General features: G+C 62.4%; 31 protein-coding genes and 1 tRNA gene. 12 read left to right on the top strand and 20 right to left on the bottom strand.

From position 1 onward, the window contains the following. Positions 1–2: 2 nt before the first annotated feature. The 5 genes from EP165_RS12465 to EP165_RS12445 all read left to right on the top strand — a co-directional run bounded on the left by EP165_RS12465 (position 3) and on the right by EP165_RS12445 (position 3,695). Entirely contained in the window at positions 3–878 is an 876-nt protein-coding gene (locus tag EP165_RS12465) for a carbohydrate ABC transporter permease (protein ID WP_127523032.1), read from the top strand. Next, positions 875–1,702, top strand: a complete 828-nt coding sequence (locus tag EP165_RS12460) for a carbohydrate ABC transporter permease (RefSeq protein ID WP_127523030.1) — start codon at positions 875–877, stop codon at positions 1,700–1,702. The genes EP165_RS12465 and EP165_RS12460 overlap by 4 nt, the downstream gene beginning before the upstream one ends. A 100-nt stretch (positions 1,703–1,802) precedes the next feature. Further along, positions 1,803–2,585, top strand: coding sequence for an SDR family NAD(P)-dependent oxidoreductase (locus tag EP165_RS12455; protein WP_127523028.1), 783 nt, complete (start codon positions 1,803–1,805; stop codon positions 2,583–2,585). A gap of 24 nt (positions 2,586–2,609) precedes the next feature. Beyond that, complete coding sequence (locus tag EP165_RS20845; RefSeq protein WP_164743027.1) at positions 2,610–2,789, top strand: P-loop NTPase family protein; 180 nt, start codon at positions 2,610–2,612, stop codon at positions 2,787–2,789. Between the two features lie 24 nt (positions 2,790–2,813). Next, entirely contained in the window at positions 2,814–3,695 is an 882-nt protein-coding gene (locus tag EP165_RS12445; RefSeq protein WP_127523026.1) for a MurR/RpiR family transcriptional regulator, read from the top strand. Between the two features lie 101 nt (positions 3,696–3,796). On the opposite strand, the gene EP165_RS12440 is transcribed toward EP165_RS12445, so the two are convergent. The 5 genes from EP165_RS12440 to EP165_RS12425 all read right to left on the bottom strand — a co-directional run bounded on the left by EP165_RS12440 (position 3,797) and on the right by EP165_RS12425 (position 7,002). After that, a tRNA-Lys gene (locus EP165_RS12440) sits at positions 3,797–3,872 on the bottom strand. A 91-nt stretch (positions 3,873–3,963) separates the two neighbouring features. After that, positions 3,964–4,872: a PhzF family phenazine biosynthesis protein gene (locus EP165_RS12435; RefSeq protein WP_127523024.1), complete on the bottom strand. Its 909-nt coding sequence runs from the start codon at positions 4,870–4,872 to the stop codon at positions 3,964–3,966. Between the two features lie 54 nt (positions 4,873–4,926). Further along, positions 4,927–5,088 carry a hypothetical protein gene (locus EP165_RS20395; RefSeq protein ID WP_164743026.1) on the bottom strand — a complete coding sequence of 54 codons (162 nt, stop codon included), beginning with the start codon at positions 5,086–5,088 and terminating at the stop codon, positions 4,927–4,929. Positions 5,089–5,146: 58 nt separating this feature from the next. Beyond that, complete coding sequence (locus tag EP165_RS12430) at positions 5,147–5,893, bottom strand: hypothetical protein (RefSeq protein ID WP_348629560.1); 747 nt, start codon at positions 5,891–5,893, stop codon at positions 5,147–5,149. Beyond that, the gene (locus EP165_RS12425) at positions 5,893–7,002 is read right to left on the bottom strand and encodes an endonuclease/exonuclease/phosphatase family protein (protein WP_127523022.1); all 1,110 of its coding nucleotides are present in this window, start codon (positions 7,000–7,002) and stop codon (positions 5,893–5,895) included. The genes EP165_RS12430 and EP165_RS12425 overlap by 1 nt, the downstream gene beginning before the upstream one ends. A gap of 165 nt (positions 7,003–7,167) precedes the next feature. On the opposite strand from EP165_RS12425, the gene EP165_RS12420 reads away from it, so the two are divergent. Then, entirely contained in the window at positions 7,168–7,581 is a 414-nt protein-coding gene (locus EP165_RS12420; RefSeq protein WP_127523020.1) for a BA14K family protein, read from the top strand. Positions 7,582–7,770: 189 nt separating this feature from the next. Here the strand turns inward: EP165_RS12420 and EP165_RS12415 are convergent, their stop codons facing one another. Then, positions 7,771–8,064 (bottom strand): hypothetical protein, encoded by a 294-nt coding sequence (locus EP165_RS12415; RefSeq protein WP_127523018.1) that lies wholly within the window; start codon positions 8,062–8,064, stop codon positions 7,771–7,773. Between the two features lie 156 nt (positions 8,065–8,220). Between EP165_RS12415 and deoD the strand changes: the two genes are divergently transcribed. Beyond that, positions 8,221–8,931 (top strand): purine-nucleoside phosphorylase, encoded by a 711-nt coding sequence (gene deoD, locus EP165_RS12410; protein ID WP_127523016.1) that lies wholly within the window; start codon positions 8,221–8,223, stop codon positions 8,929–8,931. 102 nt (positions 8,932–9,033) lie between these two features. Here the strand turns inward: deoD and ilvC are convergent, their stop codons facing one another. From ilvC to EP165_RS12395, 3 genes are all read right to left on the bottom strand, one after another. Further along, positions 9,034–10,053 carry a ketol-acid reductoisomerase gene (ilvC, locus tag EP165_RS12405; RefSeq protein ID WP_127523014.1) on the bottom strand — a complete coding sequence of 340 codons (1,020 nt, stop codon included), beginning with the start codon at positions 10,051–10,053 and terminating at the stop codon, positions 9,034–9,036. A gap of 43 nt (positions 10,054–10,096) precedes the next feature. Then, positions 10,097–10,738 carry a TetR/AcrR family transcriptional regulator gene (locus EP165_RS12400; RefSeq protein WP_127523012.1) on the bottom strand — a complete coding sequence of 214 codons (642 nt, stop codon included), beginning with the start codon at positions 10,736–10,738 and terminating at the stop codon, positions 10,097–10,099. 150 nt (positions 10,739–10,888) lie between these two features. Next, positions 10,889–11,353, bottom strand: a complete 465-nt coding sequence (locus EP165_RS12395) for a MarR family winged helix-turn-helix transcriptional regulator (RefSeq protein WP_245440124.1) — start codon at positions 11,351–11,353, stop codon at positions 10,889–10,891. A 95-nt stretch (positions 11,354–11,448) separates the two neighbouring features. On the opposite strand from EP165_RS12395, the gene EP165_RS12390 reads away from it, so the two are divergent. Then, positions 11,449–12,156, top strand: coding sequence for a glutathione S-transferase family protein (locus EP165_RS12390; protein ID WP_127523010.1), 708 nt, complete (start codon positions 11,449–11,451; stop codon positions 12,154–12,156). Here EP165_RS12390 and EP165_RS12385 read toward each other — a convergent pair. Continuing rightward, positions 12,110–13,360 (bottom strand): FAD-dependent oxidoreductase, encoded by a 1,251-nt coding sequence (locus EP165_RS12385; protein ID WP_127523007.1) that lies wholly within the window; start codon positions 13,358–13,360, stop codon positions 12,110–12,112. The two genes, EP165_RS12390 and EP165_RS12385, sit on opposite strands and share 47 nt — an antisense overlap. 121 nt (positions 13,361–13,481) lie before the next feature. On the opposite strand from EP165_RS12385, the gene pepT reads away from it, so the two are divergent. Beyond that, the gene (gene pepT, locus EP165_RS12380) at positions 13,482–14,714 is read left to right on the top strand and encodes a peptidase T (RefSeq protein ID WP_127523005.1); all 1,233 of its coding nucleotides are present in this window, start codon (positions 13,482–13,484) and stop codon (positions 14,712–14,714) included. A 123-nt stretch (positions 14,715–14,837) separates the two neighbouring features. Here the strand turns inward: pepT and EP165_RS12375 are convergent, their stop codons facing one another. Then, positions 14,838–15,584 carry a pyridoxine 5'-phosphate synthase gene (locus EP165_RS12375; RefSeq protein ID WP_127523003.1) on the bottom strand — a complete coding sequence of 249 codons (747 nt, stop codon included), beginning with the start codon at positions 15,582–15,584 and terminating at the stop codon, positions 14,838–14,840. A gap of 119 nt (positions 15,585–15,703) precedes the next feature. Between EP165_RS12375 and EP165_RS12370 the strand changes: the two genes are divergently transcribed. Together EP165_RS12370 and EP165_RS12365 are read left to right on the top strand one after the other, a co-directional pair. Continuing rightward, positions 15,704–16,075 (top strand): SpoIIAA family protein, encoded by a 372-nt coding sequence (locus tag EP165_RS12370; protein ID WP_348629563.1) that lies wholly within the window; start codon positions 15,704–15,706, stop codon positions 16,073–16,075. A 55-nt stretch (positions 16,076–16,130) separates the two neighbouring features. Continuing rightward, positions 16,131–16,997 carry a hypothetical protein gene (locus EP165_RS12365; RefSeq protein WP_127522999.1) on the top strand — a complete coding sequence of 289 codons (867 nt, stop codon included), beginning with the start codon at positions 16,131–16,133 and terminating at the stop codon, positions 16,995–16,997. Here EP165_RS12365 and EP165_RS12360 read toward each other — a convergent pair. From EP165_RS12360 to EP165_RS12320, 9 genes are all read right to left on the bottom strand, one after another. Next, the gene (locus EP165_RS12360) at positions 16,994–18,121 is read right to left on the bottom strand and encodes an ATP-dependent DNA helicase (RefSeq protein ID WP_127522997.1); all 1,128 of its coding nucleotides are present in this window, start codon (positions 18,119–18,121) and stop codon (positions 16,994–16,996) included. The two genes, EP165_RS12365 and EP165_RS12360, sit on opposite strands and share 4 nt — an antisense overlap. Before the next feature lie 48 nt (positions 18,122–18,169). Further along, positions 18,170–18,670 (bottom strand): hypothetical protein, encoded by a 501-nt coding sequence (locus EP165_RS12355; protein ID WP_245440123.1) that lies wholly within the window; start codon positions 18,668–18,670, stop codon positions 18,170–18,172. A 9-nt stretch (positions 18,671–18,679) separates the two neighbouring features. Beyond that, entirely contained in the window at positions 18,680–19,006 is a 327-nt protein-coding gene (locus EP165_RS12350; RefSeq protein WP_127522995.1) for a nitrile hydratase accessory protein, read from the bottom strand. Next, positions 19,006–19,668 (bottom strand): nitrile hydratase subunit beta, encoded by a 663-nt coding sequence (gene nthB / locus EP165_RS12345; RefSeq protein WP_127522992.1) that lies wholly within the window; start codon positions 19,666–19,668, stop codon positions 19,006–19,008. The genes EP165_RS12350 and nthB overlap by 1 nt, the downstream gene beginning before the upstream one ends. Then, complete coding sequence (nthA, locus tag EP165_RS12340) at positions 19,665–20,279, bottom strand: nitrile hydratase subunit alpha (protein WP_127522989.1); 615 nt, start codon at positions 20,277–20,279, stop codon at positions 19,665–19,667. The genes nthB and nthA overlap by 4 nt, the downstream gene beginning before the upstream one ends. 69 nt (positions 20,280–20,348) lie before the next feature. Next, positions 20,349–20,945 (bottom strand): LysE family translocator, encoded by a 597-nt coding sequence (locus tag EP165_RS12335; protein ID WP_127522986.1) that lies wholly within the window; start codon positions 20,943–20,945, stop codon positions 20,349–20,351. A 95-nt stretch (positions 20,946–21,040) separates the two neighbouring features. Continuing rightward, positions 21,041–21,880 (bottom strand): formyltransferase family protein, encoded by an 840-nt coding sequence (locus tag EP165_RS12330; protein ID WP_127522983.1) that lies wholly within the window; start codon positions 21,878–21,880, stop codon positions 21,041–21,043. A gap of 39 nt (positions 21,881–21,919) precedes the next feature. Then, positions 21,920–22,495, bottom strand: a complete 576-nt coding sequence (ilvN, locus tag EP165_RS12325; RefSeq protein ID WP_127522980.1) for an acetolactate synthase small subunit — start codon at positions 22,493–22,495, stop codon at positions 21,920–21,922. A gap of 55 nt (positions 22,496–22,550) precedes the next feature. After that, positions 22,551–24,338, bottom strand: a complete 1,788-nt coding sequence (locus EP165_RS12320; protein ID WP_127522977.1) for an acetolactate synthase 3 large subunit — start codon at positions 24,336–24,338, stop codon at positions 22,551–22,553. Between the two features lie 335 nt (positions 24,339–24,673). Between EP165_RS12320 and EP165_RS12315 the strand changes: the two genes are divergently transcribed. After that, positions 24,674–26,491, top strand: a complete 1,818-nt coding sequence (locus EP165_RS12315; RefSeq protein WP_127522974.1) for an ATP-binding protein — start codon at positions 24,674–24,676, stop codon at positions 26,489–26,491. Positions 26,492–26,552 lie beyond the last annotated feature (61 nt).

Here is a 26,552-nt window from a genome sequence, read left to right as displayed (position 1 = left end):
AAATGAGCGCGAGGCTCGGGTTCAATCCCTACCTGTTGATGTTACCGGGCCTTCTGATCAGTGGCCTGGTCATCCTGTGGCCGCTGGGGCAGCTTTTTGTGCTGTCCATCAGCGAAGTGAATCGCTTCGGCCAAATCCTCGGCCCCGACGGCATCGACAACTATGCGCGCGTGTTGTCCGATCCGCTGCTTTATCAATCGCTCTGGCGCACGGTTGTCTGGACTGTGGGGATCGTGGGCGGAACCTTCGTGCTTGCCCTGCCTATCGCGATGGCCCTGAGCCAGGACTTCATCGGTCGGGGTCTCGCCCGCCTGCTGGTCATGTTGCCCTGGGCGATATCGCTCGCAATGCTTGCGATCGTCGGCCGCTGGGCACTGAATGGTGAGAGCGGAACGCTCAACATGATCCTGAGCGACGTCGGAATAATCGACGAAAATATCGCCTGGCTCGGACAGTCCGGAACTGCATTTCCAATGCAGATCATCCTCGGCATCATCGCCACGCTGCCATTCACCACCACGGTCCTCATCGGCGGCCTCTCGTCCATCCCGACGGATATCTACGAGGTGGCGAGGATCGAGGGGGCCAGCTGGTTCGCCACCTTCCGGCGGCTGACCCTGCCGCTCCTGCGGCCATTCATCAACATAGCAATCGTGCTGAACACGATCTACGTGTTCAATTCATTCCCGATCATATGGGCAACGACCCAGGGCGGGCCGGCCAACTCGACCGACATTCTCGTAACCTATCTCTACAAGCTGGCGTTCAGGTTCGGGCGTGTCGGCGAGGCGGCTGTCCTTTCACTGGTCATGTTCGCGCTGCTTCTGATCTTCACGCTGTTTTACGTCCGGCTGGCCATGCGGAAAGACGAACAATGACAATGAGCCGCGCGAAAAAATCACTTCTCATCTGGCTCGGGCTGCTGCCGGTGTTCGCCATCACCCTGTTTCCGTTCCTGGTGATGTTGCTGACGGCGATCAAACCGAAGGAAGAGGTCTTCGAACGCAGCTGGGTTCCAAGCAGGATCGCGTTCGAGAACTTCACCGCCATGTGGACGCAGACGGGCTTCGGTCGCGCACTCCTGAACTCCCTCTATGTTTCCACGCTGGCGACGATCCTGGCAATTTTGATTGCGATCCCCGCCGGTTACGCCCTGTCCCGCTACCGTTTCATCGGCAGGAGTTCCTCACGGCGCTTCCTGCTCGTAACGCAGATGCTGTCGCCTATCGTGCTCGTACTCGGCATTTTCCGGTTGCTGGTCATTTTTGGCGTGCTGAACGACGTCAATGTGGTCGCGGTTCTTTACGCCGGCTTCAACATCGCATTTTCGGTCTGGATGCTCGAAAGCTACTTTTCGACCATTCCGCGCGATCTGGAAGAGGCCGCGTGGATGGAGGGCGCGTCGCGCCTGAAGACGCTTGTGAAGGTGTTCCTGCCGCTTGCGCTGCCGGCGATCGCCGTGACGGCGCTCTTCACCTTCGTGAACTCATGGAACGAATTCGTCATCGCACTGACGATGTTGCGGCGCGAAGGCGACTTCACCCTGCCCATCCAGATTCTGTCGATCGTTTCGGGCCGCTATGCAGTGGAATGGCACCTGGTGATGGCGGCGGCCTTTTGCGCCACGCTGCCGGTCGCAGTCGCCTTCGCATGGATGCAGAAATTCATGCTGCGCGGCCTCACAGCAGGGGCCGTGAAATGAACGATCGAAACAAAGATACGCCAATTGCAGCAAGGCCTTGGTGCCTCGCAGCGCATACAGGGATTTGGCCGAAACTTGCGTTTTCGGCAGGAGAGATATTTTGACGATATTCGACCGCTTCAAGCTCGATGGACAGACCGCACTCGTAACCGGCGGCAGCCGCGGATTGGGTTTGGAGATTGCCAAAGCACTGTCAGAAGCCGGCGCAAAGGTTGTCATCTGCGGGCGCAGCCAGTCTTCGCTTGATGACGCAGCCGCCTGCTTCGCGAAGCGGGGCAGCGACGTCCTGACATTCAAAGCCGACTTCGCTTCTCCAGCCGTCGCCGAAAATGCTTTTCAGCAATGCCCTGGCAAGTTCGGCCCTATCGACATTCTGGTCAATAATCTCGGCGGCCGCGGGTGCGCCACACCTTTGCAGGAACAAAGCCTTTCGGATTGGCAGGCCGCGATCGATCTCAACCTGACCACATCCTTTCTTGGAATGCGCACCATCGGCAAAGCACTGATCGAGCAAGGCCGGAGCGGCCGCATAATAAACATCTCGTCCATGAACGCCTTCATCGCCAATCGCGGCATCGGCGGACGCTCCTACGAGGCGGCAAAGGCGGCGGTCGTGCAATTGACGCGGACGGCTGGCGCTGACTGGGCACCGCATGGCATCAACGTCAATGCGATTTGCCCGGGGCTGTTCATGACGGACGCCAACAAGAGCTGGAGCGATTCGAACCCCGAGGTCATCGAAACCATGCTCGCGGCAATTCCGATCGGCCGCGCGGGGCATCCGGAAGAAATCGGGCCGCTGGCAGTATTTCTGGCCAGCCCCGCTGCAAGCTACATCACCGGCTCAACATTCATGATCGATGGCGGATATACGCTTTGGTGAGCGATCGCTGCCGGATTGCCATTCGTGGTCGGCGTGGTAGAACCGACAGGTGCGGAAACTCACCTCGTGGGCACCATTTCAGGCACGAATGTGCATTGTGTTTTCAGGGAGCGTGTTCAGGCCGCGCCCGGCTCAACCATCAGGCTCAAGGTTGATCCCGCCAGCATTCACGTTTTCGAGGGGGATAAAGGGCGTCGCATCTGATCCGGTGGCGGCGTCCGAGATCATATGAACACCGCGCTGGACATCGTTGCCGAGCTGCACCAGCTCGCGGAGGAAGGAAGCAAGCTAGACCGTCACCTGGCCAGGATGGTGTTGGCCGATCCCGAGTTTTTCGTTCACGAATCAATCGCGAAAATTGCCGAACGGGCACAGGTGAGCGAGCCGACGGTCACGCGCTTCTGCCGCTCGCTCGGGCTCAACGGCATGCGCGAATTCAAAGTCAAACTGGCGCAAGCTCTGGCGGTGGGAGCGCGGTTCCTGCAGGTCGCCAACCCCGACCGGGAAACCGCCAACAGGCGGATCCCCGACACGATCGCGGCGTCCGCCTATGACGCGATCAACGTAATCTGCAACAGCATTGATATGACACAGCTGGCCGCCGCAGCAGAAGCAATCGTCACGGCCAAGCTGATCCGCGCATATGGCTCGGGCGGGTCTTCTTCCATGGCGGCGGTTGAACTGGAAAACCGTCTGTTTCGCCTTGGGCTGCCGGTTGCGGCGAGTGTCGACGGCGAAATGCAACGCATGACTGCCTCGGTTGCCAATCCCAAGACCACCATCGTCACCTTCTCGATTTCAGGCCAGTTGCGCTCCACGGTCGACGCGCTGGCGATCGGCCGCCACTATGGCGCCAAGACCATCGCTTTCACGGCACCGGATTCAGAACTCGCGCGGACCGCCGAGATCGTCTTTCCGTTTCATATCGACGAAGGCGACAATGTCTACCGCCCCTCGCCGACCCGCTATGCCATGCTTGCGATCATCGATATGCTGTCGATGGTCGTTGCCGAAAATCTCGGACCCGGCGTGGTTGAAGGCATGCGACGGATCAAGCATCAGCTGAGCGCTTCGGAGCATCGCGATCCACAGCTGCCGCTTGGCGATTAGAGCTGACGAGCAGTTCGAGTCTGCGACAATACAGACAACATCGTCGCTGCACTATAACGAGCCTAAGATTTCGCTGCCAGCTGCTAAGTGCCTGAAATTGTTGGTGGGTGATGTAGGGATCGAACCTACGACCCGCTGATTAAGAGTCAGCTGCTCTACCAACTGAGCTAATCACCCGCCGGGAACCGGCTCTCGAACCGGTCAAGGTGGCGCCTATAGCCGTCCGCGCCGGCAATGTCCAGACTTCCCTGAGCTGATTTCGAACCGCCTAGACGGTCAGCGATCCTTCGGCCACCCGCACGGCATGGCCGCCGATGCGCGCGGCGCTCACCGCGCCGTTCGCCAGCTCAAGTTCAAGCCGCAGCCGCGAAGGCCGATTCGCTTCCACGCCCTGCTCCACCCAGCCCTGCCATGTATCGCCGGCCGGCTGGTCGAATTTGAGCACCGCACCGGAAAAGGCGGCGACAGCAGAACCGGTCGCGGGGTCTTCGTACCCTGCCCCGCCTGCGAACATGCGCGCATGGAAGGCGCAATCGTGATTCACCGTTTCGCGGCAGTAGACATAGGCCGAGGCCGGCACGCCGTTGCCGCGGTCGGGCGCGATCCGGTTCCAGAGCTGACTGTCGAACTTGACCCTGGCCGCAGCCTCGAGCCCGTGCACCGGCACCGTCACATAAGGGACACCTGCCGAAAAGGCCGCGATCCTGTGGTTCTCGAAACCGATTTCGTGCGGCCCCAGCCCGAGCGCTGCGCCCACCTCTTCCGTGCTTGCATTCATCTCATACGGTTCGGACAGGCGGGGCAGATCGAATTCGGCAAACACCCCCGCGTCGGTCCGGTTGACCACACAGCGCACATCGCCGATCTTTTCTTCCAGAACGAGGATCATGGCGCTGCCGCCGATGCCCCTGTCGAGCGCCAGCGAAACCGCGCTGCCGACTGTCGGGTGGCCGGCGAATGGCATCTCGAAATTCGGCGTAAAAATGCGTATCGCCGCGGTGTGCGCGGCATCGCGCGGCGGCAGGACGAACACCGTCTCCGACAAGTTGAACTCACGCGCTATCCCCTGCATGGCCGCATCGTCGAGGCCGTCGCTCTCGTGCACAACCGCCAGCGGATTGCCGGCCAGCGGAGAGGTCGTGAAAACGTCGAGGATTTCGTAGCGGCGCGCGCGCATTGGCTCATCCTGGCGTGTGTTTCGGCGGCCTGCGAACCTGGCCACGCGGTGCGCCTAAAGTGCGAAATGGGCGCCGAGATAATAGGGCCACACCACAAGCCCCCACAGGCCAGCCCAGAAACCGAGCTTCAGATAGCCGATGGTGAACAGCCAGCCGATGAACCAGATCATGCCGGCCGAGGAATGGTTGTTGATGTTGATCTTGCTTCGGTCCATTGGAGCCTCCGGTTGTTCTGCGGCACGATAGGCCACGGCCTCCCCTGCCGGGTTCGCGTCACCGCGGTGCTGCGGGCATGCTCCGGGTCATGCCGAAATGCCAGTCGACGATGGCGCGCATATGCGCCAGCATCCCCTCCGGCGGGTCTTCGCCGCCGCGTATGATAACAGGTTCCGAAATTTCAGGCTCGGCTTCGGCGGCCACGAATCTGCGCACGCGCTCCGCAATCCGCTCCGCCGTGTCCGGCAGATCGTAGCGGCGAAAGATCGCAGTGCCTGCATCGGAGGAATATCCGAGATAACCGGCCGCTTGCGGCGCGTTCGAGATGTCGAGCCCGGTTTCCTCGGCCACCTCGCGCATCATGTTGTGATGGATGTCCACCCGTCCGCGCTTGAAGTCTCCTGGTTCGAAGGAACCGGCGGCAAAATAGACGCTGCCGGCATTCAGCGTATGCGGCCCCATGCGCGCGGCTATGAGCGCATTGTCCGACGATACGAGCATCGCATGCGCGAAGCAGTGCTCGGACGAAACGTGCGCCCGGCTTCCGCGCCAGTAGAGGAACGCAGCAAAACTTACCGCGTGGCAGGTGCCGACCAGCCGCCCCTGTGAGAACCGCAACGAAGAAAGCAGCACCACCGTGCCGTTGAAAAGCGCGGGGTTGCTTTTCGCTTCGCGCTCCCAGTTGCGCTCTATCGCTTCTGTGTTGGCTGCTTCAAACGGCGACGGTCCGTCCTGCAACCGAACGTCTACATCCTCGATGGCGAATATGCGCCCGCGCGGCAGATCGAACGCCAGGCCGGACATCAGACCAGATCCAGCGTTACTGCGACCGGGCAATGGTCCGAAGCCTTGGGGCGGTCCCAGCCGGTGCGGGGGTAGCGGTTCACGTCCTGGCCGGGCGGAAAGATCGTCCGCCATGGCTGGCCGTTGCGAATGATGTCGGGCTTCGCATTGGCGTTGCGCGCAGCCAGCCGCTGCGACGGCAGCAGATAGTCGAGCTGGCAAAGGTGACGTTCGCTGGGCCCGCGCGTGTGAAACAGCGTCCACCGCTCCTCATGCGGCAGCCGCTCGACGATGTTCTCGCAAAAACCGCCGGCCGTCAGTGCGTTGAGCGACGATTCCGTCTCGTGCCTGATCTCGAAATGATGTCCGTTATGCTCGTCGCCTTCGATCACGACACGTTCGCGGTAATCGTTGAGGTCGCCGCAGATCAGCCAGTTCTTGTTTGCAGCCTTGTCGCCGAAGCGCTCTTCGATCACCCAGCGGACGGCCTGCGCTTCCGCCATCCGGATCGGCATGGTCGCCTCGCGGCCGGAGAGCCCGTTGCGGGGGCTGCCCATCGATTTGAAGTGCACGACATAGAGCGTCAGCGGCCTGCCGCCGATCCTGAGATCGACTTCGAAACAGTCGCGGCGGAAAATCCGTTCATTGGCCCGGTTGCCGGTCTCTTCGAGCGCCGGCGTATGCAGCCCAAGCTCCTCATAGGTCAAGTGTGAATGGCTTTGCGCCCGCACGAACTCGATCGGCTCGCCATGCGCGGTCTCTTCGCGCATCATCACGGCTACGTCGATACCGCGGCTGTCATTGCCCTGCGAAACGTATTTCTTGCGGTAGCCGGCGCCGATCATCTTGTAGAGGTAGCCGAACTCGAAAGCGTTCAGGGCATCCTCGTTATCGACCTCCTGCAGACAGAATATGTCGGCGCGCGCAGCCGCAATCGCAAGCGCCGTCAACTGGCGGGTATCGTCGGTATGTGCAATCGCCCGCGCTCTCTCGAGCTGCCGGTACTGCGCCTCATCCTTGATATCGTAGAGTTTGAGAACGCGATCCTGGTAGAGTTCGTTGCGGAACCCCGAAAAATCGAACCTGTTCATCAGGTTTTCGATATTGAACGTGGCGATACGGACAGACATGGCCGAGAAATGCCCCGTGCACGGCAGGAACTCAACCCGGTTCAGGCTACAATTCTGCCATTGATGTCATTCATCACCGGTTCATGTTGCCCGCCACATGCTGGCAAACCGTGCTGGGCTGGTTATGCTCCTGCTCTTCGTCACCTCAGCCCCCAGGAGGAAGACATGAAATCTGCAGTCTCGACGTTTCTCCGCTCCACGCTCCTTGCTGCGGGCCTTTCCGGCATTTCGGCGGGCGCGGCGCATGCACAATCCGCTGGCGCCTTGGCCCTTCCGCACGCCGAGCCGTTACGCGCGGAAGCCGGCATCCGGGCCGAACCGGTTGATCACCGCCATTGGCGCCGCCATCAACGTCGCCACGGCGGCGGCGGCAACATCCAGTTCAATTTCGGCAATGGAAGTGTATGGATCGACGTGCCGCCGCCGCAGCGGCGCTATCATCGCCGCTACTACCGGCGCGATGCGCAATCGCTGCATGTCGAATGGTGTTACGACCGCTACAGGTCCTACCGGCACTGGGACAATACGTTCCAGCCATATCATGGCCCGCGCAGGCAGTGCTATTCGCCCTATTATTGATGGCAACGGGCTGAACTCACGGAAATAACGGGCGGCGCCGCCCCGCCGCCCGCCCCCAGCCCGGGGCCTGCAATGCAGACCGCAGGCCCCAACGGAGAACACAACCGCCTACGCGGATACATGTTGCGGCATGTTCTCCGGGAGAAGTGCCGGACTGCGCCTTATCCACCCCCGCGCAGCCCGGGGACCTCAATTCAAGAATTCGATGCCGACATCCTCAACGCCGCGCCAACGCACCGCTGCGCGCCTCGGTTCGCGGGATCCGGCGATCCAGAAATCGAACTCGGATGGCACTGCGGCCGTTTCGCCGAATGCGAGGCGCGCGCCATTGTCGGTCAGGTTGCGCACAATGCACTCAAGAGCGCCGTAGCCGCGGTTGTATCTGAGCGTCGCGCCTTTCAGCACACGCCGCCGCGTTAGCGCACGGCGCTCCGCAAAGACCTTCCCGTCGATCCCGATTGAGTTCTGGGTGATCGTTTCCATGATCAGCCTCCTTGGCTTCCACGGAACAGTGATGCCAGAACCGTGCCAGCCGGCATTGTGCCGGAATGAGACAGGTGCCCGCTATGCGGCAGTACGCGATTGACCTCTCAACGCGCGCATTGTCTTTTGGGACAAGACGCCAGTGAGGAGAAACGAATGACGCCGCACAACAACGCGAAAAAAGACGATTACGCCGAAGCGGTATTGCTGCCGGGCGACCCATTGCGTGCCAAGTGGATCGCCGAAAACTTCCTCGATGACGTGCGTGCGGTGAACACGGTGCGAAACTGCCTGGGTTTTACCGGCAGCTACCGCGGCAAGCCGGTCAGCGTACAGGCGTCGGGCATGGGCCAGCCATCGCTCGCCATATACGTTCATGAACTGATCAATGTTTACGGCGTGAAGAGCTTTATCCGGGTCGGCACATGCGGCGGACTGTCGGAACGGGTAAAGGTACGCGACCTGGTGCTTGCGCAGACCGCGAGCACCGACAGCGCCATGAACCGCAATACCTTTAAGGCATTCGACTTTGCGCCCGGCGCCGATTTCGAGCTTCTGCGCACCGCGGCGGATGCCGCCGAAACCGGGGGTGTGCGCTGGCATGCCGGCGCAATTGTCTCAAGTGACGTGTTTTACCAGCCCGAAGGCCTCGCCGGATACGCAACCCTGCGCGAACACGGCGTGCTGGCCGTCGAGATGGAAGCGAGCGCGCTCTATACGCTTGCGGCGCGGTTCTCCGTGCGCGCCTTGGCCATCTGCACCATGACCGACTGCCTGGTCACCGGTGACGAACTCAACGCCGATGAGCGCCAGTCATCGCTGGAAGACATGGTGCGCATCGCGCTGGATGTGGCAGTGGGCGGCTAGCCGCCACGCCCCGCAATACCGCACGAAAGCATTGATTTCAAAAGAAAAAGCCGGCGCTCTAGCGCCGACTTTTCCTGACATCCGGTAAACCGGCCAGAGCGCCTAGTTCTTTGCCTTGTCGACCAGCTTGTTGGCCGAGATCCACGGCATCATGCCGCGCAGCTTCTCGCCCACTTCCTCGATCTGGTGGCGGTCGTTGAGGCGGCGCGTCGCCTTGAAGCGCGCAGCGCCCGAATGCCACTCCTGCATCCACTCCGAGGTGAAGCGGCCCGACTGAATGTCTTTCAGAACCCGCTTCATCTCTGCCTTGGTCTCGGCGGTGATGATGCGCGGCCCGGAGACATACTCGCCCCACTCGGCCGTGTTTGAGATCGAGTAGTTCATGTTGGCGATGCCGCCCTCATAGATCAGGTCGACGATCAGCTTCACTTCGTGCAGGCACTCGAAATAGGCCATCTCGGGCGCATAACCGCCCTCGACCAGCGTCTCGAAACCTGCCCGTATGAGCTCGACCAGACCGCCGCAAAGCACCACCTGCTCGCCGAAAAGATCGGTCTCGCATTCTTCCTGGAAGGTGGTTTCGATGATGCCGGAGCGTCCGCCGCCCACACCGCAGGCATAGGAGAGGCCGAGGTCGAGCGCGTTGCCGGACGGGTCCTGATGCACCGCGACCAGGCACGGCACGCCTCCGCCCTTCTGGTATTCGCCGCGCACCGTGTGGCCCGGACCCTTCGGCGCAATCATCAGAACATCGACCGTGTCCTTGGCTTCGATGAGGCCGAAATGCACGTTGAGGCCGTGCGCGAAGGCGATCGCCGCGCCGTCGCGGATGTTCGGCGCGATCTCGTCCTTGTAGATGCCGGCCTGCAGTTCGTCTGGCGTTGCCATCATCATCAGGTCGGCCCATTTTGCGGCGTCGGCAACGCTCATCACCTTGAGCCCGTCGGCCTCGACCTTCTTGGCCGTGGAAGAGCCGGGGCGCAGACCGACCGCCACGTCCTTCACGCCCGAATCCTTCAGGTTGAGCGCATGCGCCCTGCCCTGCGAACCGTAGCCGATAATGGCCACCTTCTTGGATTTGATCAGATTGAGATCGGCATCGCGATCGTAATAGACACGCATGGTTTTTCTCCTGCCTAGCGCCTTGTGTTGTTGATTGCCGGCTTCAATCCGCCGGCGTCTCGGTTCCGAAAAGTACGAAAAACTGGCCGACGGCCTCCTCGGCCATAGCGGCAAACTGGTCGGGCCGGCGTGCACCGGCCTCGCCGAGCAACATGCGTACATGCAGATCGCGCACTATCAGCCCGTAGAAAGTGTGGTAGACCGCTTCACGATCCTCATAGCGAATGTGCCCGCGCCGTTTGCCGGCCTCCAGAAGTGCCATGGCGCGCGCCTCGATGCGGCGCCGGCCGCGTTCCACCATGAGCCGCCCCAGACGGCTGTCCGAATGGCTCGCCTGCCCGATCGCCAGCCGGTTCAGCGCCAGCGACACGTCGCCCGCCAGAACGTCCAGCAGATCATGCGCGAAATCGATGAGATAGCTGCGGAACTGGCCGCCATCCATAGCATGTGCATTATCGGCACCGGCGCGCACCTTGCTTGCCTGATGCGCGATCATCGCCGCGAGCAGCCCGTCACGGTCGCCGAACCATTTGTAGATGCTTTCCTTGGAGCAGTTTGCCGCCCGTGCGAGCCCGGCCGTTGTCAGCCCCTTCTCGCCGCCGCCGACGAGCAGCTGCAGCGCGCAGTCCAGCACCGCCTGCTGGCGGGGCGTGAATTCCTCGTCCGCGATAACTGCCTGATCCACCGGCTTGCTCTCTATGCGTACCGTACCGTTCGGTACTCCATTCGCATGAGACGCGATGCCTTTCAAGGGGCACGGCTCAAAAGCGGGCCGCGAGGCTATGGAACATAGGCTGTGCCGGAGCCCGAACTCCTGGCGCGCCGTGCCCGAGGTTCAGCCGTCGGACGGCCTAAGCTTGAGCAGCAACCCGGAAAGGGTCTTCGTCTCGCGTTCGTTGAGCCGGCTGCCGACGAGTTCGCTGATCTGCCGGCCATAGACCGCCCACATCGCGCGTCTGATGAGCCGTCCCTCGGCAGTCGCGGTGATCATCTGCGCGCGCCCGTCACCTTCGACTGCGCTGCGCGCGATCAGCCCGTCCTTTTCCATGCGGTCGAGCAGCCGCGAAAGATTGTATTGCGCCAGAAGCATCGACTCCATGAGCTGCCCGGGCCGCAAGCCGGCCTCCCCGGCGCCAACGAGTTCATGCAGAACGTCGTACCAGACGAGCGGCGGCAAGCCAGCATCCTTGAGCGCACCTTCGACACGCTCCAGCATCTGCCGTGAAACGCGCTGCAACTGCACCCAGGCGCGTATGGTCTGGTTGGCGGGCATCCCTCCCGCGCCGGAATCGTCCTTCATTCCGCTGGCATAGCATTTCAATGCAGTTGCATCAATCTTGCATCTCCATGCAGGTGCATCTATATCGATGCAATCGCATCTAACGGAGAACAAGCATGAGCGAACTCACCCTCGTCAGCCACAAGCTCTGCCCCTATGTGCAGCGCGCCGCGATCTCACTCACCGAAAAATCCGTGCCGTTCGAACGCCGCTGGATCGATTTGTCGGACAAACCTGATTGGTTCGCCGATATTTCACCGCTCGGCAAAGTGCCGGTGCTGGTCGTCGAAGCGGACGGCGAGCGCACGCCGATATTCGAATCCGCCGCAATCCTGGAATATCTGGAAGACACGCGTCCCCACCCGCTGCACCTGGCCGACGCCGTCAGCCGCGCGCGGCATCGCGCATGGATCGAGTTCGGCTCCGAAACCCTGAACGGCATCGCCCGGCTCTACAACGCGCCTGACGCCGAAGCCTTCACCGCAGCGGCAAACAAGCTTGCGGACATGTTCGACCGCATCGAAAGCGAACTGGCCGCTCACCAGAGCGGGCCATGGTTCGCGGGCGAAGACTTCTCACTGGTCGACACCGTGTTCGGGCCGATCTTCCGATATTTCGACGTCTTCGACCCGATCGGCGATTTCGGCATTCTGCGCGGCAAGCCACTCGTCAACGCCTGGCGCTCCGCACTCGCCGCACGCCCTTCGGTTCGCGATGCAGTTGTTGCCGACTACCCGGACCTGTTGCGCGACTTCCTTCTTCGCCGCCGCTCGCACATTACGTCGCTGATGCGGGAGCCAGCGACCGCCAGTCCGGCTCTGTGAGCCCCGCGCCGCGAAAGGGGTCGAACAGCGTGCCCGACACCATCGCGGCAAGCAGCGCCGGCATTGGCGGCACTTTCGCCACTGTCGCCACCAGCGTGTCGCGCAGATAGGGGATCAGCCGGGAATCCGACTGGTAGAAAGGCGTCAGCGCGTATGAGAGCAGCTGGAACAACGCTACATGCCCGCGCCGCGCCCGCGAGTATGCCGCGAGCGCGGCGCCGACATCATCATGCGCAGTCAATGCTGCGGCAAGCGCGGCGGCGTCGAGCAGCGCCATGTTCGCACCTTGTCCGAGCTGCGGGCTGGTGGAATGCGCGGCGTCGCCGATCACCGCCAGCCGCTCCGCCACCGGCGGGCGCAGCGTATGGTGGCCGTATCGCGCCAGGGCCAGCTGGTCGAAATCGGAAATCTGGTCGAGATAGGGCTGGCATTCAGGCCAATAGCCGGCCACCCGCGCCTTCCAGGCTTCGAGCCCGTCGGCGTAGAGCTGCTCGGCATCGGCCAGCCGCACACTCCAGAAGAATGCAGCAAGTCGCTCCGCGCCGGGCGTTATGCTGCCGATCGGCAGCACGCCGATCATTACGCTTGCGCGTTCGTATCGCTGTTGCAGCGCGTTGGTGAAAAACCCGTCGCCCCGCCACTCGAGCGAAGCCCAGAGCGCACCATAGGCGAGCGGTTTCACTTCGTTTCCGCGCGAAGCCTGGGGTTTGAGAACCGAGCGCGCGCCGCTGGCGTCAACGGCGAGCCCAGCGGCGGCCAATGGCTGCCCGTCGGAAGCCAGGAGCTCGACCCTGTCGTCGATGTACCGCAGCGCGGTGATTTCCGCACTGGTGACAACTGGAATGCCAGCCGCCTTCACCGCCTCATGCAGCACACCGAAAAGGGCTGCGCGGTGAACGCCAAGGCCGAAGCGGCCGTTTCCGTAGCCGTCATACCCGACATCGAGCACCACACGCTTGCTTCCGGCGTCGGTACCGTAAAGCCGCTCGATGCGGTTTCCGCGCTCAAGGATCGCCGGCAAAAGACCCAGCGCATCGAGCGCGGCCAAACCTGTCGGCTGCAGGATCAGCCCCGACCCGACAGGCTTCGGTTCATCGAAACGCTCATAGATCGTCGGGCTGAAGCCGGCGCGTGCGAGAAAAAGAGCGGCAGCCAGCCCCGCCGGCCCGGCGCCGATGATCGCGATGTCCCGCTGCTTGTCCATCGTTTCTGAGTGCCATCCGCGGCAACGATGCACAATCCCGGCATCCGCGAGTAATCCAATTTGCCGCAAGGCACATGATGGCGATAAGAAGTGCTTCCCGCCCTTCAACGGACAGCCCCTGATGAACAGCACAGCCGCCGAGCGCTTTCTGCGTTACGTCACAATCGACACACAGTCGGATCCGAAGTCTCCCAGCCAGCCATCGACCGAGAAGCAGAAGGACCTCGGCCGCCTTCTGGTGCAGGACCTTCTCGCGATCGGCCTCGCCGACGCGCATCTGGACGAACACGGCAATGTCTACGCCACGGTGCCTTCCAACACCGACAAGGCCGTTCCGGTCATCTGTTTCTGTTCGCACATGGACACCGCACCGGATTTCTCGGGCAAAGGCGTCAAACCGCAGGTGGTTGAGAACTATGCCGGCGGCGACATCCAGCTGAAGGGCAATCCGAAGCAGGTCATCCGCGTTGCCGAAAACCCGGAACTCAACAACCAGATCGGCAACGACATCATCACCTCCGACGGCACGACGCTGCTCGGGGCGGACGACAAGGCAGGCATCGCCGAGATCATCGCCGCTGCTCAATTGCTGATGGAGAACCCGGACATCAGGCATGGCACGGTGAAGCTGCTGTTCACCACCGACGAAGAGATCGGACGCGGCGTCGACAAGGTCGACCTGAAGAAGCTCGGCGCTGATTTCGCCTACACGCTGGATGGCAGCACGGCGGGTGAAATCGAGGCCGAGACCTTCTCGGCCGACCGCGTCGACATCGCAATCACCGGCGTCGCCATCCACCCCGGCTACGCCACCGGCAAGATGGAAAACGCGATCAAGATCGCCGCCGCCATCGTCGCCCGCCTGCCGAAAGACGGCGGCCCGGAAGCGACCTCGGGCAAAGAGGGCTTCATCCACCCGACCGACCTCTCCGGCGTACTGGAAAAATCAGAGCTCAGCTTCATCATTCGCGACTTCGTCGATGCCGGCCTGACCGAGAAAGAAGAGATGCTGGAAGGCATCGCCCGCGATGTCATGAAGGACTTTCCGGGCTCGTCCTACAGCTTCAAGGTCACCGAACAGTACCGCAACATGAAGGTGGTGCTCGACCGCCACCCCGAAACCGTTGATTACGCGGTGGAGGCGGTGCGCCGTGCGGGCATGGAGCCGGTGATGAGCAGTATTCGCGGCGGCACGGATGGCTCGCGCCTTTCGCATATGGGGCTGCCCTGCCCCAACATCTTCGCCGGCGGCCATGCCTTCCACTCGCCGCTCGAATGGGTGAGCCGCCAGGACATGGAAAAGGCGGTGGCGACAGTCATCGAGCTGGTGAAAATCTGGGAAGAGAAGGCCTAACTTCTGGCCGTCATCCTCGCCCTTGTGGCGAGGATCTACCAGCGTCGAAATCACAAAGCCGTCGAACAACCGGCCGCCAGATGAGACCCTCGGGACAAGCCCGAGGATGACGCGCCAAGGTCCCTAACCGGCCAGCGCCTTCAAAAACCGGCCGACCGTTCCGGCCATCCCGTACTCCAGCGCGTCCGCCGTCAGCCCGTGGCCGATGGAGACTTCCGAAAGCTGCGGGATACGCCGGCAGAGCGCCGGCAGGTTCGCGACGGTAAGATCGTGACCGGCATTCACGCCAAGCCCGGCGGCGATCGCCGCATCGGCGGTTTTGCCGAGCTTTTCCAGTTCTCTAGCCGCTTTGGCGGAATCATCGTGGCAACCGCCATATGGGCCGGTATAGAGCTCCACCCGGTCGGCACCAGTGGCAACCGCGGCTGCGATCTGCGCCGCCGAGGCATCCGGGTCGCAGAACAGCGACACGCGCGAACCGCCCTTCTTCAGCCGCTTCACGATCGCGACAAGCATCTCGTGGTTGGCAACGAAATCCCAGCCATGATCCGAGGTCGGCTGCTCTGGATCGTCCGGAACCAGCGTGACTTGCTCCGGTTCGGTTTCTTCCACCAGGGCCAGGAAATCGCCGGTCGGATAACCTTCGATGTTGAACTCGGCCTGCGGAAATTCGTCGTCGATCAGCGCTCGCAATTCCGGCAAATCGGTAAAACGCACATGCCGCTGGTCGGGCCGCGGATGAACCGTTAGCCCCGATGCTCCGGCCGCGAGTGCAATGCGGCCGAGGCCCGTCACGCTCGGCCAGGGCAAGTCGCGCCGGTTGCGCAGCAGTGCGACGGCGTTCAGGTTGACGGAGAGCGAGGCAGGCATGGGCGGTTTCCGAACCAAAAAAGTCTGAGCTCCTGTATAGTTGCTGCACCGCGCATGCAAAGTGCCATCGGCGCACAGTGTTGAAGGCCAGGAGACGACGGAGTCGAACCGTGACCGCAATGAACAACCCGCCCAGCATACGCAGGATCGATTCGGCACGGTCGGACCTGTTCGCGGTGGAAGTCGCGGGTCACGTCAGCGCTGCCGACATCGAAAACCTCTACGGCCTGCTCGAAGGGGTCTATGTCACGCAGCAGCGCGTCGATCTACTGATCCGCGTTGTCGGCAATGAGGGCGTGGACTGGGGAGAGGTCTCGCCCGACACGGTCAGGCAGGCGCAGGAACATGCGCGCGAACACATCGGCCGCTGCGCCGCGATCGGCGAGAACGACGCCACGCGCCACATCGCCGAGATATTCTGCCCCTTCGGTGCCGAACTGCGCCACTTTGCCTTAGACGCGGAAGACGAAGCCTGGGAGTGGCTCGCTTAGTTCTGTTTCAGGCATTGTCACAGTTACGACATGGCTGCATGGTCCCCCATCCGCCATGAAGATCACCGTCATCGATTCTCTCTCATTGCCCGGCAGCACGCAGCGTCCCAACGAAGACGCTAGCGGCTGGACCGACAGCGCGGCTTTTGTCATCGACGGCGCAACTGGGCTTGGCCCGGGGATTCTGGTCGGCGACGACAACTCGGACGCCGCCTGGCTCGCTGCTTTCGCGGCCCTCAACATGACCGGCATGCTGGAGCGCGGACACGCGACCGCAGAAATCGTGCGCGCCATCAATACGCTCGTCGGCCGTTTCGTGGATTGCATGTCAAGCGAGCCGCCCAAGGGCTGGCAGTTGCCCGTGGCCGGTTTTCAGATGCTGCGCGTGGAAGATAGCCGCCTCGTCACGTCCGGCCTAGGCGACTGCACGCTGTTCGTGCTTGACGCTGCCGGCAATGCCACGGCCGTGAGCCCTCAGCCGTCACGCGGTGCCGAAAACGCAATCGCCGCGGCGATGATCGAGCGCGCCGGCGGCCTGAGCAGACTGGCAGTGGCTGACCGTGATGCCAAAACCGTAGAGACTTTGCGCGCCGCCCGGTCGATTTTCAACACACAGGGCGGGCCTCTGTGGACGCTTGGCACGGCACCCGACGCCGCGGATCATGTTGTGAGCGCGGCACTCGCCCCTGCCCTGCCGGCTACGGCGCTGCTTGCAAGCGACGGATTTGCGGCACTGGTCGACACCTACCGCCGCTACGACGCCGCCGGGCTCGTTACAGCTGCGCGCGAGCGCGGAGTGGAAGAACTCGGCAGGGAGCTGCGGAGCATCGAGCTTGACGAAGATCCTGAAGGCCGGGTTTTTCCGCGCATGAAGATCAGCGACGATGCTACTGCGCTGCTGATTGCGATCGAACAACTCTAGCGGACGATCGTCAGTCGCTCCGCCGCGCGCGTGATCGCCGTGTAAAGCCAGCGCTGGCGCGTGTCGCGAAAGGCGTAGCTTTCGTCGAACAGCACCACATTGTTCCACTGCGAACCCTGCGCCTTGTGCACGGTCAGTGCATACCCATAGTCGAAGTCGTCGAAGCGCTTTTTCAGCTGCCAGGGAATGTCGGCCTCAGGGTCTTCGAAAGCGGCCTTGAGTAGCTTGATCTTCGCCACGCCGCGGTCGGGGTCGTCTTCTTCAGGCGACACCAGCAGATTGATGCCGGGTTTCACCGTCTCTTTCGACGATGTCATCACCTTCCACAACGAGCCGTTGAGCAGCCCCTTGTTGGGATCGTTCCTCAGACAGACAAGCTTGTCGCCGGCCTGCGGATACATCGCCTCGAAGCCTTTCAGCGTGCGCAGCCGCTGGTTGTAGCGGCGCCTGGTCCTGTTGGTGCCGACAAGCACCTGATCGGCCTCCAGCACCAGTTCCTGGTTCACCGCGTCGCGGCCGATCACCTGCGCAGTGCCATAGTCGCCGTGCATAAATTCACGGCCTTCGCGCACGTCCATGGCGAGCCGGATGATCGGGTTATCGCGTGCCTGACGGTGAATTTCCGTCAGAAGATGGTCTGGTTCGTGCTCGGTGAAGAACCCGCCGCCCGAAATCGGCGGCAGCTGCGCCGGGTCGCCAAGCACCAGTATCGGAGTGCCGAAGCTGAGCAGATCGCGGCCCAGAGCCTCGTCCACCATCGAGCACTCGTCCACGATCACAAGTGCTGCCTTCGCGATCGGACTTTGCCGGTTGAGCGAAAAGGTCGGCGACATGGTCTTTTTGCCGGTGGTTTCGTCTTCCACCTGTTCTTCGCCGCGCGGTCGGTAGATCAGCGAGTGGATCGTGCGCGCGTTCACCGCGCCTTTGGCGCGCAGCACCTGCGCCGCCTTGCCGGTGAAGGCGGCGAACTGCACGCTGCCATCGACATGTTCGGCGAAATAACGCGCCAGCGTCGTCTTGCCCGTTCCGGCATAACCGAACAGGCGGAAAATCTGCGGCTGGCCGTCCTTGAGCCACCGCGAAACCGCCTTGAGCGCCGCATCCTGCTGAGGTGAAACTTCCATCAGCCTGTGAGACAGGATTCGGCCACCACCCGCAAGTGTGATGGCGGCCTATTTGCCGTCCGGATTTTCAGGATTGAGATGGTAGCCTGGCCCGACCGTCAACGCCTTCTCCGGCGTCCGTTCCTGCCCGATCTGGCTCGAATAGCTTCGTGTCGCCGACCAGATTTCCTTTGTTTCCAGCCGGTCGAGCACGCGGATCGTCACTCTGTACGGCTTGTTGGCCTCGATCCCGTGCAGTGCCGGCGTGCGCATTGCGTAGCGATCCGTCATCGGGCTCACGCGTTCGCGCACCATGATCGGGTCGCCGCCGGCAGGGTCTTCGAATTCCGCCTCTATGATTGAGCCGGATTCCAGCGGCCGCCGGACAATCGCGGTGAAGCCGTAGAAATTGTCGGCCACCCGGTAGTTGAAAACGAACCCGCCGCCCAGAATGTCCAGGTAAGGCCGCTCGTCGGGGTCTTGCCGCGTAAGCCAGCCGGCAACGAACAGCAGCGCCACAAGGGCAGCCGCGGCTATCATCGCGCGCAGCGGCGTGACGACGGAAAACACCTCGGCCGCCTATTTCCGGCCCGGCCAGGCCGGGTCATTGCGGAGTTCGATGGCGCTGCCATGCGGCGTTGCGTGCGCGGCGCGTATCCACGCAAGGGACAGCTCTTCAAGCACTGCTTTGCTTGCAATGCCGCGGACAGCAAGCAATGCCTCAAGCGTGGCGACGACACTGTCGTAGTAATCGCTGCCATCGGGCGCTGCATTCGCCGCATCCCGGCGCGCGCCCAGCGCTTCCGACCATTCCTTCGGCGAAATGATGCCGGCGTCCTGTAGCGCCAGAGCGAGCGCGAACGCCTGAGCCTGCCAGGGTTCTTCGAAAACGCTCTCGTCCTTCATCACGCCGCGGGCTCCAGATAGCTTTCCCACGCATCGACGGAAACGCTGAGCCCCTCCTCGCAGTCTTCGCCCCACAGCGTGCGTCCGTCGAACACCACCGTGTAAAGATGTTGCGGCGCCTCGCCTCCGCCATGTGCGTTGACGTCGGGAAACACATAACCGCCATGAACCGCTTCGACCGTACCAGGCTTGTCGCGCGCATAGCGCGGCAGGCGCGTATGCGTATCGGGGTGCCGGTTGCTGGTCCGCACCTTGTCACCCACGGCAAAGCGCGGCTGCGCCTCAACCGGCCGGTCGCAGGCAAACCCCTTCGCGAGCACGCCGGCCACTTCGCCTGCTTTCAACACCCGCTTCGGCTTGGTGCCTGCATTGGCCGCCCTGCCTTCGATAAGCTCTTCGGCGTCCACAAAACCATGCCGCGCAAGCAGCCCTTCCAGCGCCTTGATCCAGATCTCGTAGTAGCTCGACGCGTAATAGTCGACCGGCGCCAGGCTCTCGCGCTGGAACCGGCTTTCATCGATCGTCCAGTGTCCCATCGTGCCGGCAGCGACGGTCATGCCCATGGCCCGCTTTTCCCATTCGGCATGGAACAGAGGCTCGTTCGCTTCCGGGGCAATCGGGCCGAACCCCATCTGGCCACCAAGATCCTGCGGGCCGTTCATGCCGCCTCTCCAGCAGCTATGGCTAACCCGGTGCCGATCATGGAATCGCGCGTCACAAGGTCCGCCAGCGCCTCCTCTTCCAAATGGCCGGTTCCGGCCGGCCGCATCGGCACGACGAGATATCGGAGCTCGGCGGTGGAATCCCACACCCGGATCTGGGTGTCGGCCGGAAGTTCCAGCCCGAACTCGGCGAGCACGCCGCGCGGATCGATGACCGCGCGGCTGCGATAGGGCGGTGATTTGTACCATACAGGCGGCAGGCCCAGCACCGACCACGGATAGCAGGAGCACAGAGTGCATACGACAAGATGATGCTGCTCAGGCGTGTTGAACACGGCGCGCATATGCTCGCCCTGCCTGCCGGTGAAACCGAGCGAGGCAATTGCCGCAGTGGCATCATTTGCCAGCCACGCTGCGAAATCCGGATCCGACCAGGCCTTGGCCACAACGCGGGCCCCGTTTCGCGGCCCGACCTTGTTTTCATAGGTCTCGATGATCGCGTCTATCGCGGCCGCTTCGACCAGCCCTTTTTCGACAAGAATGGTCTCGAGCGCTTTTACGCGAGCTGCCATCGGGTCGAGATGATTGTCATGCTCGTGATCATGGCCCATTCGCGGACCCTAGGACCGGCATGGCCGCCAGGCAAGATGGAGACGCATGGTCCAGAAACCGGGCTGTTCTCACCGCAACATCGGCCAGATCGAGGCCGCCAGCAGCAGCCCCATTGCGATATTGAACCATTTCAGCCGCACGGGATCTGAGAGGAAGCCGCGCAGTGCGGTGCCGAAGGCCGTCCAGCTCGAAACGCAGGGCAGATTGACGATACCGAATACCAGCGCGACGAGCACAACGGAGCCGAAAGGCCGGTCCGCACTCGAATAGAGCGCCATCGCCGTCACGGCCATCACCCAGGCCTTCGGGTTGACCCATTGAAACGCGGTCGCTTCCAGAAAGGTCATCGGCCGCGCCTTTGCGTCTTTATCCGCACCCATCGAGCGCGACATGGCGATCCTCCAGGCAAGATAAAGAAGATACCCGCCACCCGCGATCTTGAGCGCGAGGTTCAGCTCCGGATAGGCCGTCAGCAATGCACCCAGCCCGAGGCCGACGGCAAACAGAAGCGCAACGAAACCCGCGCCAATGCCCAGCATATGCGGGATCGTTCGGCGAAAGCCGAAATTCACGCCCGACGCCAGCAGCATGAAGTTGTTCGGCCCCGGCGTGACCGATGAAACGAAAGCAAAGGTGAAAAGCGCTAGAAATATGTCGGCGGACATGTGCGCCTCCTATTAGGTCAGCAATATTGACATAATAGGAGGGCCCGGCAAGGCCTCAACGCGGCTGGTCAGGTTACTGGCCGTCGCTGGACCAACTAGAAGAACCGGTTACCGCGCGCCAGAAAGGCGGCGATATGGCTGGTTTCAGGTACTCCGCGCCAGCGCGCCGCCAGGTCGGGATTGTGCGATGGAGCTGCGCCCTTGCGCAGCCTTGTCAGGGCGTCAACCAGCACATCCACGGAGAGAAGGCGCAGCGCCCGGTGCTCGGCGGCGAGCCGCCTTTCGCCAATCGCCCGCTTGCGCTGCGCGAGGATCGCGCCACCATCCACCTCATCGGTCATCAGGTGAACAGTTACGCCGCTTTCACGCTCGCCGTCATGCAGTGCCCAGAACACCGGGGCCGGGCCGCGATTGTGCGGCAAAAGCCCCAGATGCACATTCATCCAGACTGCGCGGCTTTTTTCGAGCAGAACCGGCGGCACGATGCGGTTGAATGCGATCGTGACCACCACATCCGGATCAAGTCGCGTCATTTCCGCGGCAAACGCCTCACTGTCGAGATGGTGGAAACCATTTGCTGCAACGCCCCGCTGCCGCAAGACGGTTCCGAGCCTGCGTCGTGGCCGGAGCCGGTTGCCGACAACGACTGCAGCCGCCCGTAGGAGATTGCTCATCCCGTACCTGGTGCCCAGCGCCCGCAGCAGCGTCAGCCGCGAGCCGCGTATCCCCACCGGAGCGAACGCGAGCACCGCCACGCCGACGACGTCGAGCCAGCGCGGAGACACTGCGAAAAGTTTTTCAAAGGTCTCCGCCAGGTGGAACGGTTCGTCTTCGGTGACGATCATCAGCCTGAGCGGTGGTTTGTCCCGCCGCGGCTCGTCGGGCACCGGTCCGGCGGCGGCAGGCAGCTGCTCGGCTGCCAGCCGTTCGTTCAAAGCCCCTCTCCGGCTTTCGCTGTCGCCTCGGGGACCGTACTACATTCCTTCCGCGCCGCGGTTCATGGCGGCAACGCCTGTGCGGCACACCTCGACAAGCCCGAGCGGCTTCATGATCGAGATAAACTGCTCGATTTTTGAGACGCGGCCGGTGATTTCGAAGATGAAGTGCTCCGTGTTGGCGTCGATCACGCTGGCGCGAAACGCGTCGGCCAGCCGCAACGCCTCCACCCGGTCTTCGCCCTTGCCCTGCACCTTCACCAGCGCCAGCTCGCGCTCAAGCGGCCTGTCCTGTCCCCGCTCCCTGGCAACGACCGTCAGGTCGATCACCCGGTGCACCGGCACGATGCGCTCGAGTTGGTGGCGTATCTGCTCGAGCACATGCGGCGTGCCGCGCGTCGCAATCGTGATGCGCGACAGATGCTTCTCGTGTTCGGTTTCGGAAACCGTGAGGCTGTCGATGTTATAGCCGCGGCCGGAAAACAGGCCGATCACGCGCGCAAGCACGCCGGGCTCGTTGTCGACCAGGATCGATAGCGTGTGGTTTTCCGGGTACTCGGTCTCCTTGGCGATGAAATAGGCGGAGCCGGTCGGTTGAAGGTGCTGGGCGTTCATCGTTGAATCACTTTCTGGAAAAACACGGACAAGCTGCTGAAATCCCGTCCGTTCACTAGACCAGCTCGCGTCCCTTGGCGTCGATAGCGGTTGCAACCGCTTCGTCTGTCGCCTCGTCGGGCAGCAGCATCTCGTTATGCGCCTTGCCGGACGGGATCATCGGGAAGCAGTTGGCGAGATTGGCCACCCGGCAATCGAAGATCACCGGCTTGTTCACCTCGATCATCTCCTTGATCGCGTCGTCCAGATCGCCCGGCTTTTCACAGCGAATGCCGTGGCCGCCATAAGCCTCTGCAAGCTTCACGAAATCCGGCAGCGCCTCGGTGTAGGAATGCGAAAGCCGGTTGCCGTGAAGCAGCTGCTGCCACTGCCGCACCATGCCCATGTACTGGTTGTTCAGGATGAAAATCTTGATCGGCGCGTTGTGCTGCACCGCCGCCGACATCTCCTGGATCGTCATCAGCACGGAGGCGTCACCCGCTATGTCGACCACCAGCGCACCGGGATGCGCGATTTGCACGCCGAGTGCTGCCGGCAAACCGTAACCCATCGTGCCAAGGCCGCCGGACGTCATCCAGCGGTTGGGCGCATCGAAGCCGAAATGCTGCGCCGCCCACATCTGGTGCTGCCCCACCTCGGTGGTGATGTAGACATCGCGGTCTTTGGTCAGTTCGTAGAGCCGCTCGATCGCATATTGCGGCATGATCACGTCGTCGGAAGGCCGGTAAGCGAAGGAATCGCGGGCGCGCCAGCCCTCGATCTCTTTCCACCAAGGCGCGATCGCCTTCTTGTCGGCCTTCACGGTCGCGCGCCACAACCGCACCATATCTTCCAGCACATGGCCGACATCGCCCATGATCGGAATGTCGACGCGCACGTTCTTGTTGATCGACGACGGGTCGATATCGACATGGATCTTGCGCGAGTTCGGCGAAAACGCGTCGAGCCGGCCGGTGATCCGGTCGTCAAACCGCGCACCAAGGCACACCATCACGTCGCAGCCATGCATGGCGAGGTTGGCTTCGTAGCTGCCATGCATGCCCAGCATGCCGAGCCAGTTGTCGCCGGAGGCCGGATAGGCGCCGAGCCCCATCAGGGTCGAGGTGATCGGAAAGCCCGTCAGCTCGACGAGTTCACGCAACAGGTGGCACGCTTCCGGGCCGGAATTGATGACGCCGCCGCCGGTGTACAGCACCGGGCGCTTGGCGCCCGCCATCAGCTTCACCGCCTCCTTGATGCGCTCCAGGTCGCCCTGCATCTTCGGCTGATAGCTGGTGCGTGGCGCCGTCTGCGGCGAAACATAGGTGCCGGTCGCGAACTGAATGTCCTTTGGAATGTCCACGACCACAGGACCGGGACGCCCGGTCGAAGCAACGTGAAAGGCCTCGTGAATCGTCGCCGCGAGCTCGTTGACGTCCTTCACCAGCCAGTTGTGTTTGGTGCACGGCCGCGTGATGCCGACCGTGTCGCATTCCTGAAACGCGTCCGAGCCGATCAGCGTGGTCGGCACCTGGCCGGTGATGCAGACAAGCGGAATCGAATCCATCAGTGCATCCTGAAGCGGCGTCACCGCGTTGGTTGCGCCAGGTCCCGAGGTCACCAGCATCACGCCTGTCTTGCCGGTGGAGCGCGCATAACCTTCGGCCGCGTGCCCTGCCCCCTGCTCGTGGCGTACCAGAATGTGCTCAACCTCTTCCTGCTGGAAGAGCTCGTCATAGATCGGCAGAACCGCGCCGCCCGGATAACCGAAGATATGCTTCACGCCGTTGTCGCGCAGTGCGCGCACGACGATTTCCGCTCCAGTCATCTGGTTGTCGTCGCCGTCTGCCTTGCCGTTGCTCATCGTCTTGTCCCGTCTGTCGTCTTGCGCAGCTGTCCTTTAGTCCGCGCGCGGTCAATAAAAAAGGCCCCCGAGGGAGCCTGTTCGTTGCGCATGGTGCTTTCGCCCGGCGGTTACACCGCCTTGCCCATGCGCCTTCCTACTACGAGAATGGTCTTCGTCATCATTGCGCGGACAATAGATTCGAACCGCAACGCAAGTCAACGCGGTTGTTGCGTCGGCGAAAACGGCGCTCGCAAGCCGAACTGAGGTGATTAACAGCCCCTAAACCACCCTCCGACACCGACAATTAACTCTCTTGTGCGATCACTCGCCAGGCGGAAAAGGGGGCAGTTGGTATGTATGTTGAAGGGGGTTCCGTAGACCCCGAGGCAACGAGCCAGGAACGGCGCACGGCGGCGCGGCAGATAGACCGGCTGCTGGGCCGCGTCGTCTATTGCGACGGCGCGCGCGCCACCATCACCGCATTCGCCACCGATACGCAGGGTGAAGCCACCGGCCAGTGGGCTGTCGGCAAGATGATTTCGGTAAATCTGGGCGAAACACGGACCGTCGGTCTGGTTTATTCGATCGACCGCCCGGGACACGGCTGGAGCGAGGCGTCCGAAAACACTGTTCAGGTCAATGTCGAACTGATCGGCGAAATCCGCGATATCGACCGCCGCCCCGTCTTTGATCGCGGCATCACCGTTTATCCGCAGATCGGTGCACCTGCTCATCGCATCCGCGCCGCCGATCTGCGGGCGATTTTCGATCTGGGTAGCAAGCGCAGCATCCAGATCGGAACGCTGTCGCAGGACGACGCGATCTCCGCCTGTGTGTCCATCGACGACACGCTGAGCCGCCACTTTGCCGTTGTCGGAACGACAGGTGTCGGCAAATCCACCGCGGTGTCGCTGCTGCTGCGCAAGGCAATCGCCGCGCGCCCCGACCTGCATGTTCTCATTCTCGATCCGCACAACGAATTCGCCGCCACGTTTCCGGATCAGTCGATCCGCATCGATTCCGGCACGCTCGACCTTCCTTTCTGGCTTTTCCGGCTGGAGGAGCTCATCGAGGTCCTTTATCGCGGCCGTGAACCGGATCCGCAGGAAGTCGACCTGCTTCGCGCCCTTATTCCGCAGGCAAAACAGCTTTTCCGCGGCGGCGGCCAGCAGGTACAGCTGAAACGGAGCACCGAAACCGGCGTCATCACCGCCGACACCCCCGTTCCTTATCGCATGACGGATCTGATCCACCTGATTTCGGATCGCATGGGCCTGCTCGACAGCAAGACCGACCGCCCCGCCTATCGCGCGCTGCGCAACCGGCTGGAATCGGCCATGAACGACCCGCGCTACAAGTTCATGTTCAATTCGCGGCTCTACGAAGACACATTCGACGAAACAATCGGCAACATCTTCCGCATTCCGCACAACGGCCGGCCGATCACCTGCCTGGAAATGGCGGGCATGCCTGCCGAAGTGGTGAATTCGGTCTGTTCCGTGGTCGCGCGCCTCGCCTTCGATGTCGCTCTGTGGAGCGACGGCAGGTTGAAGCTTCTGGTTCTGTGCGAGGAAGCGCACCGCTACATGCCGGCCGATACCCGGCTGGGCTTCGCGCCTACACGCTACGCATTGTCTCGCATCGCCAAGGAAGGCCGCAAATATGGCTGCTATCTCGGCGTGGTGACACAGCGGCCGGGCGAGCTGGATTCGACCATCCTGTCCCAGTGCTCCACGGTATTTGCCATGCGGCTTGCCAACGAGCGCGACCAGGACATCATCCGTTCGGCGATCGCGGATTCCTCCGCCTCAACGCTTTCGTTCCTGTCTTCGATGGGTCAGCGCGAGGCAATCGCTTTTGGCGAAGGCGTCGCCACAACCATGCGCCTGAAGTTCGAAAAGCTGTCGGCCTCGCTGATCCCGGGATCGGCGGCGAAGTCCGGTACGCTGGGCGAGCCGGTGGAATGCAGAATAGACCTGCGCGAGCTGGTCGACCGCATGCGCAATCTGCCGAAACAGACCGAGGAAGACGATGCCTTCGGTGCCGGCACCTCGCTGCGCAGGCGCATGAACGAAGGCTTCCGCCGCGACGACGAAGAAGCCGAGTACAGCCGCGACAGCGTCTATGGCCGCCGGGCCTATGACGGTCCGCCCCGCGACAGGCTGCGCTAAGCCAGCACTGGCTTCTATTTGAAACACGATTGGGCGGCACGCTCGCACGCGCCGCGAACTC

The organism is Mesorhizobium sp. Z1-4 (assembly GCF_004000235.1).
GTDB lineage: Bacteria > Pseudomonadota > Alphaproteobacteria > Rhizobiales > Rhizobiaceae > RCIO01.
This window is presented reverse-complemented; position numbering and strand designations above follow the sequence as displayed.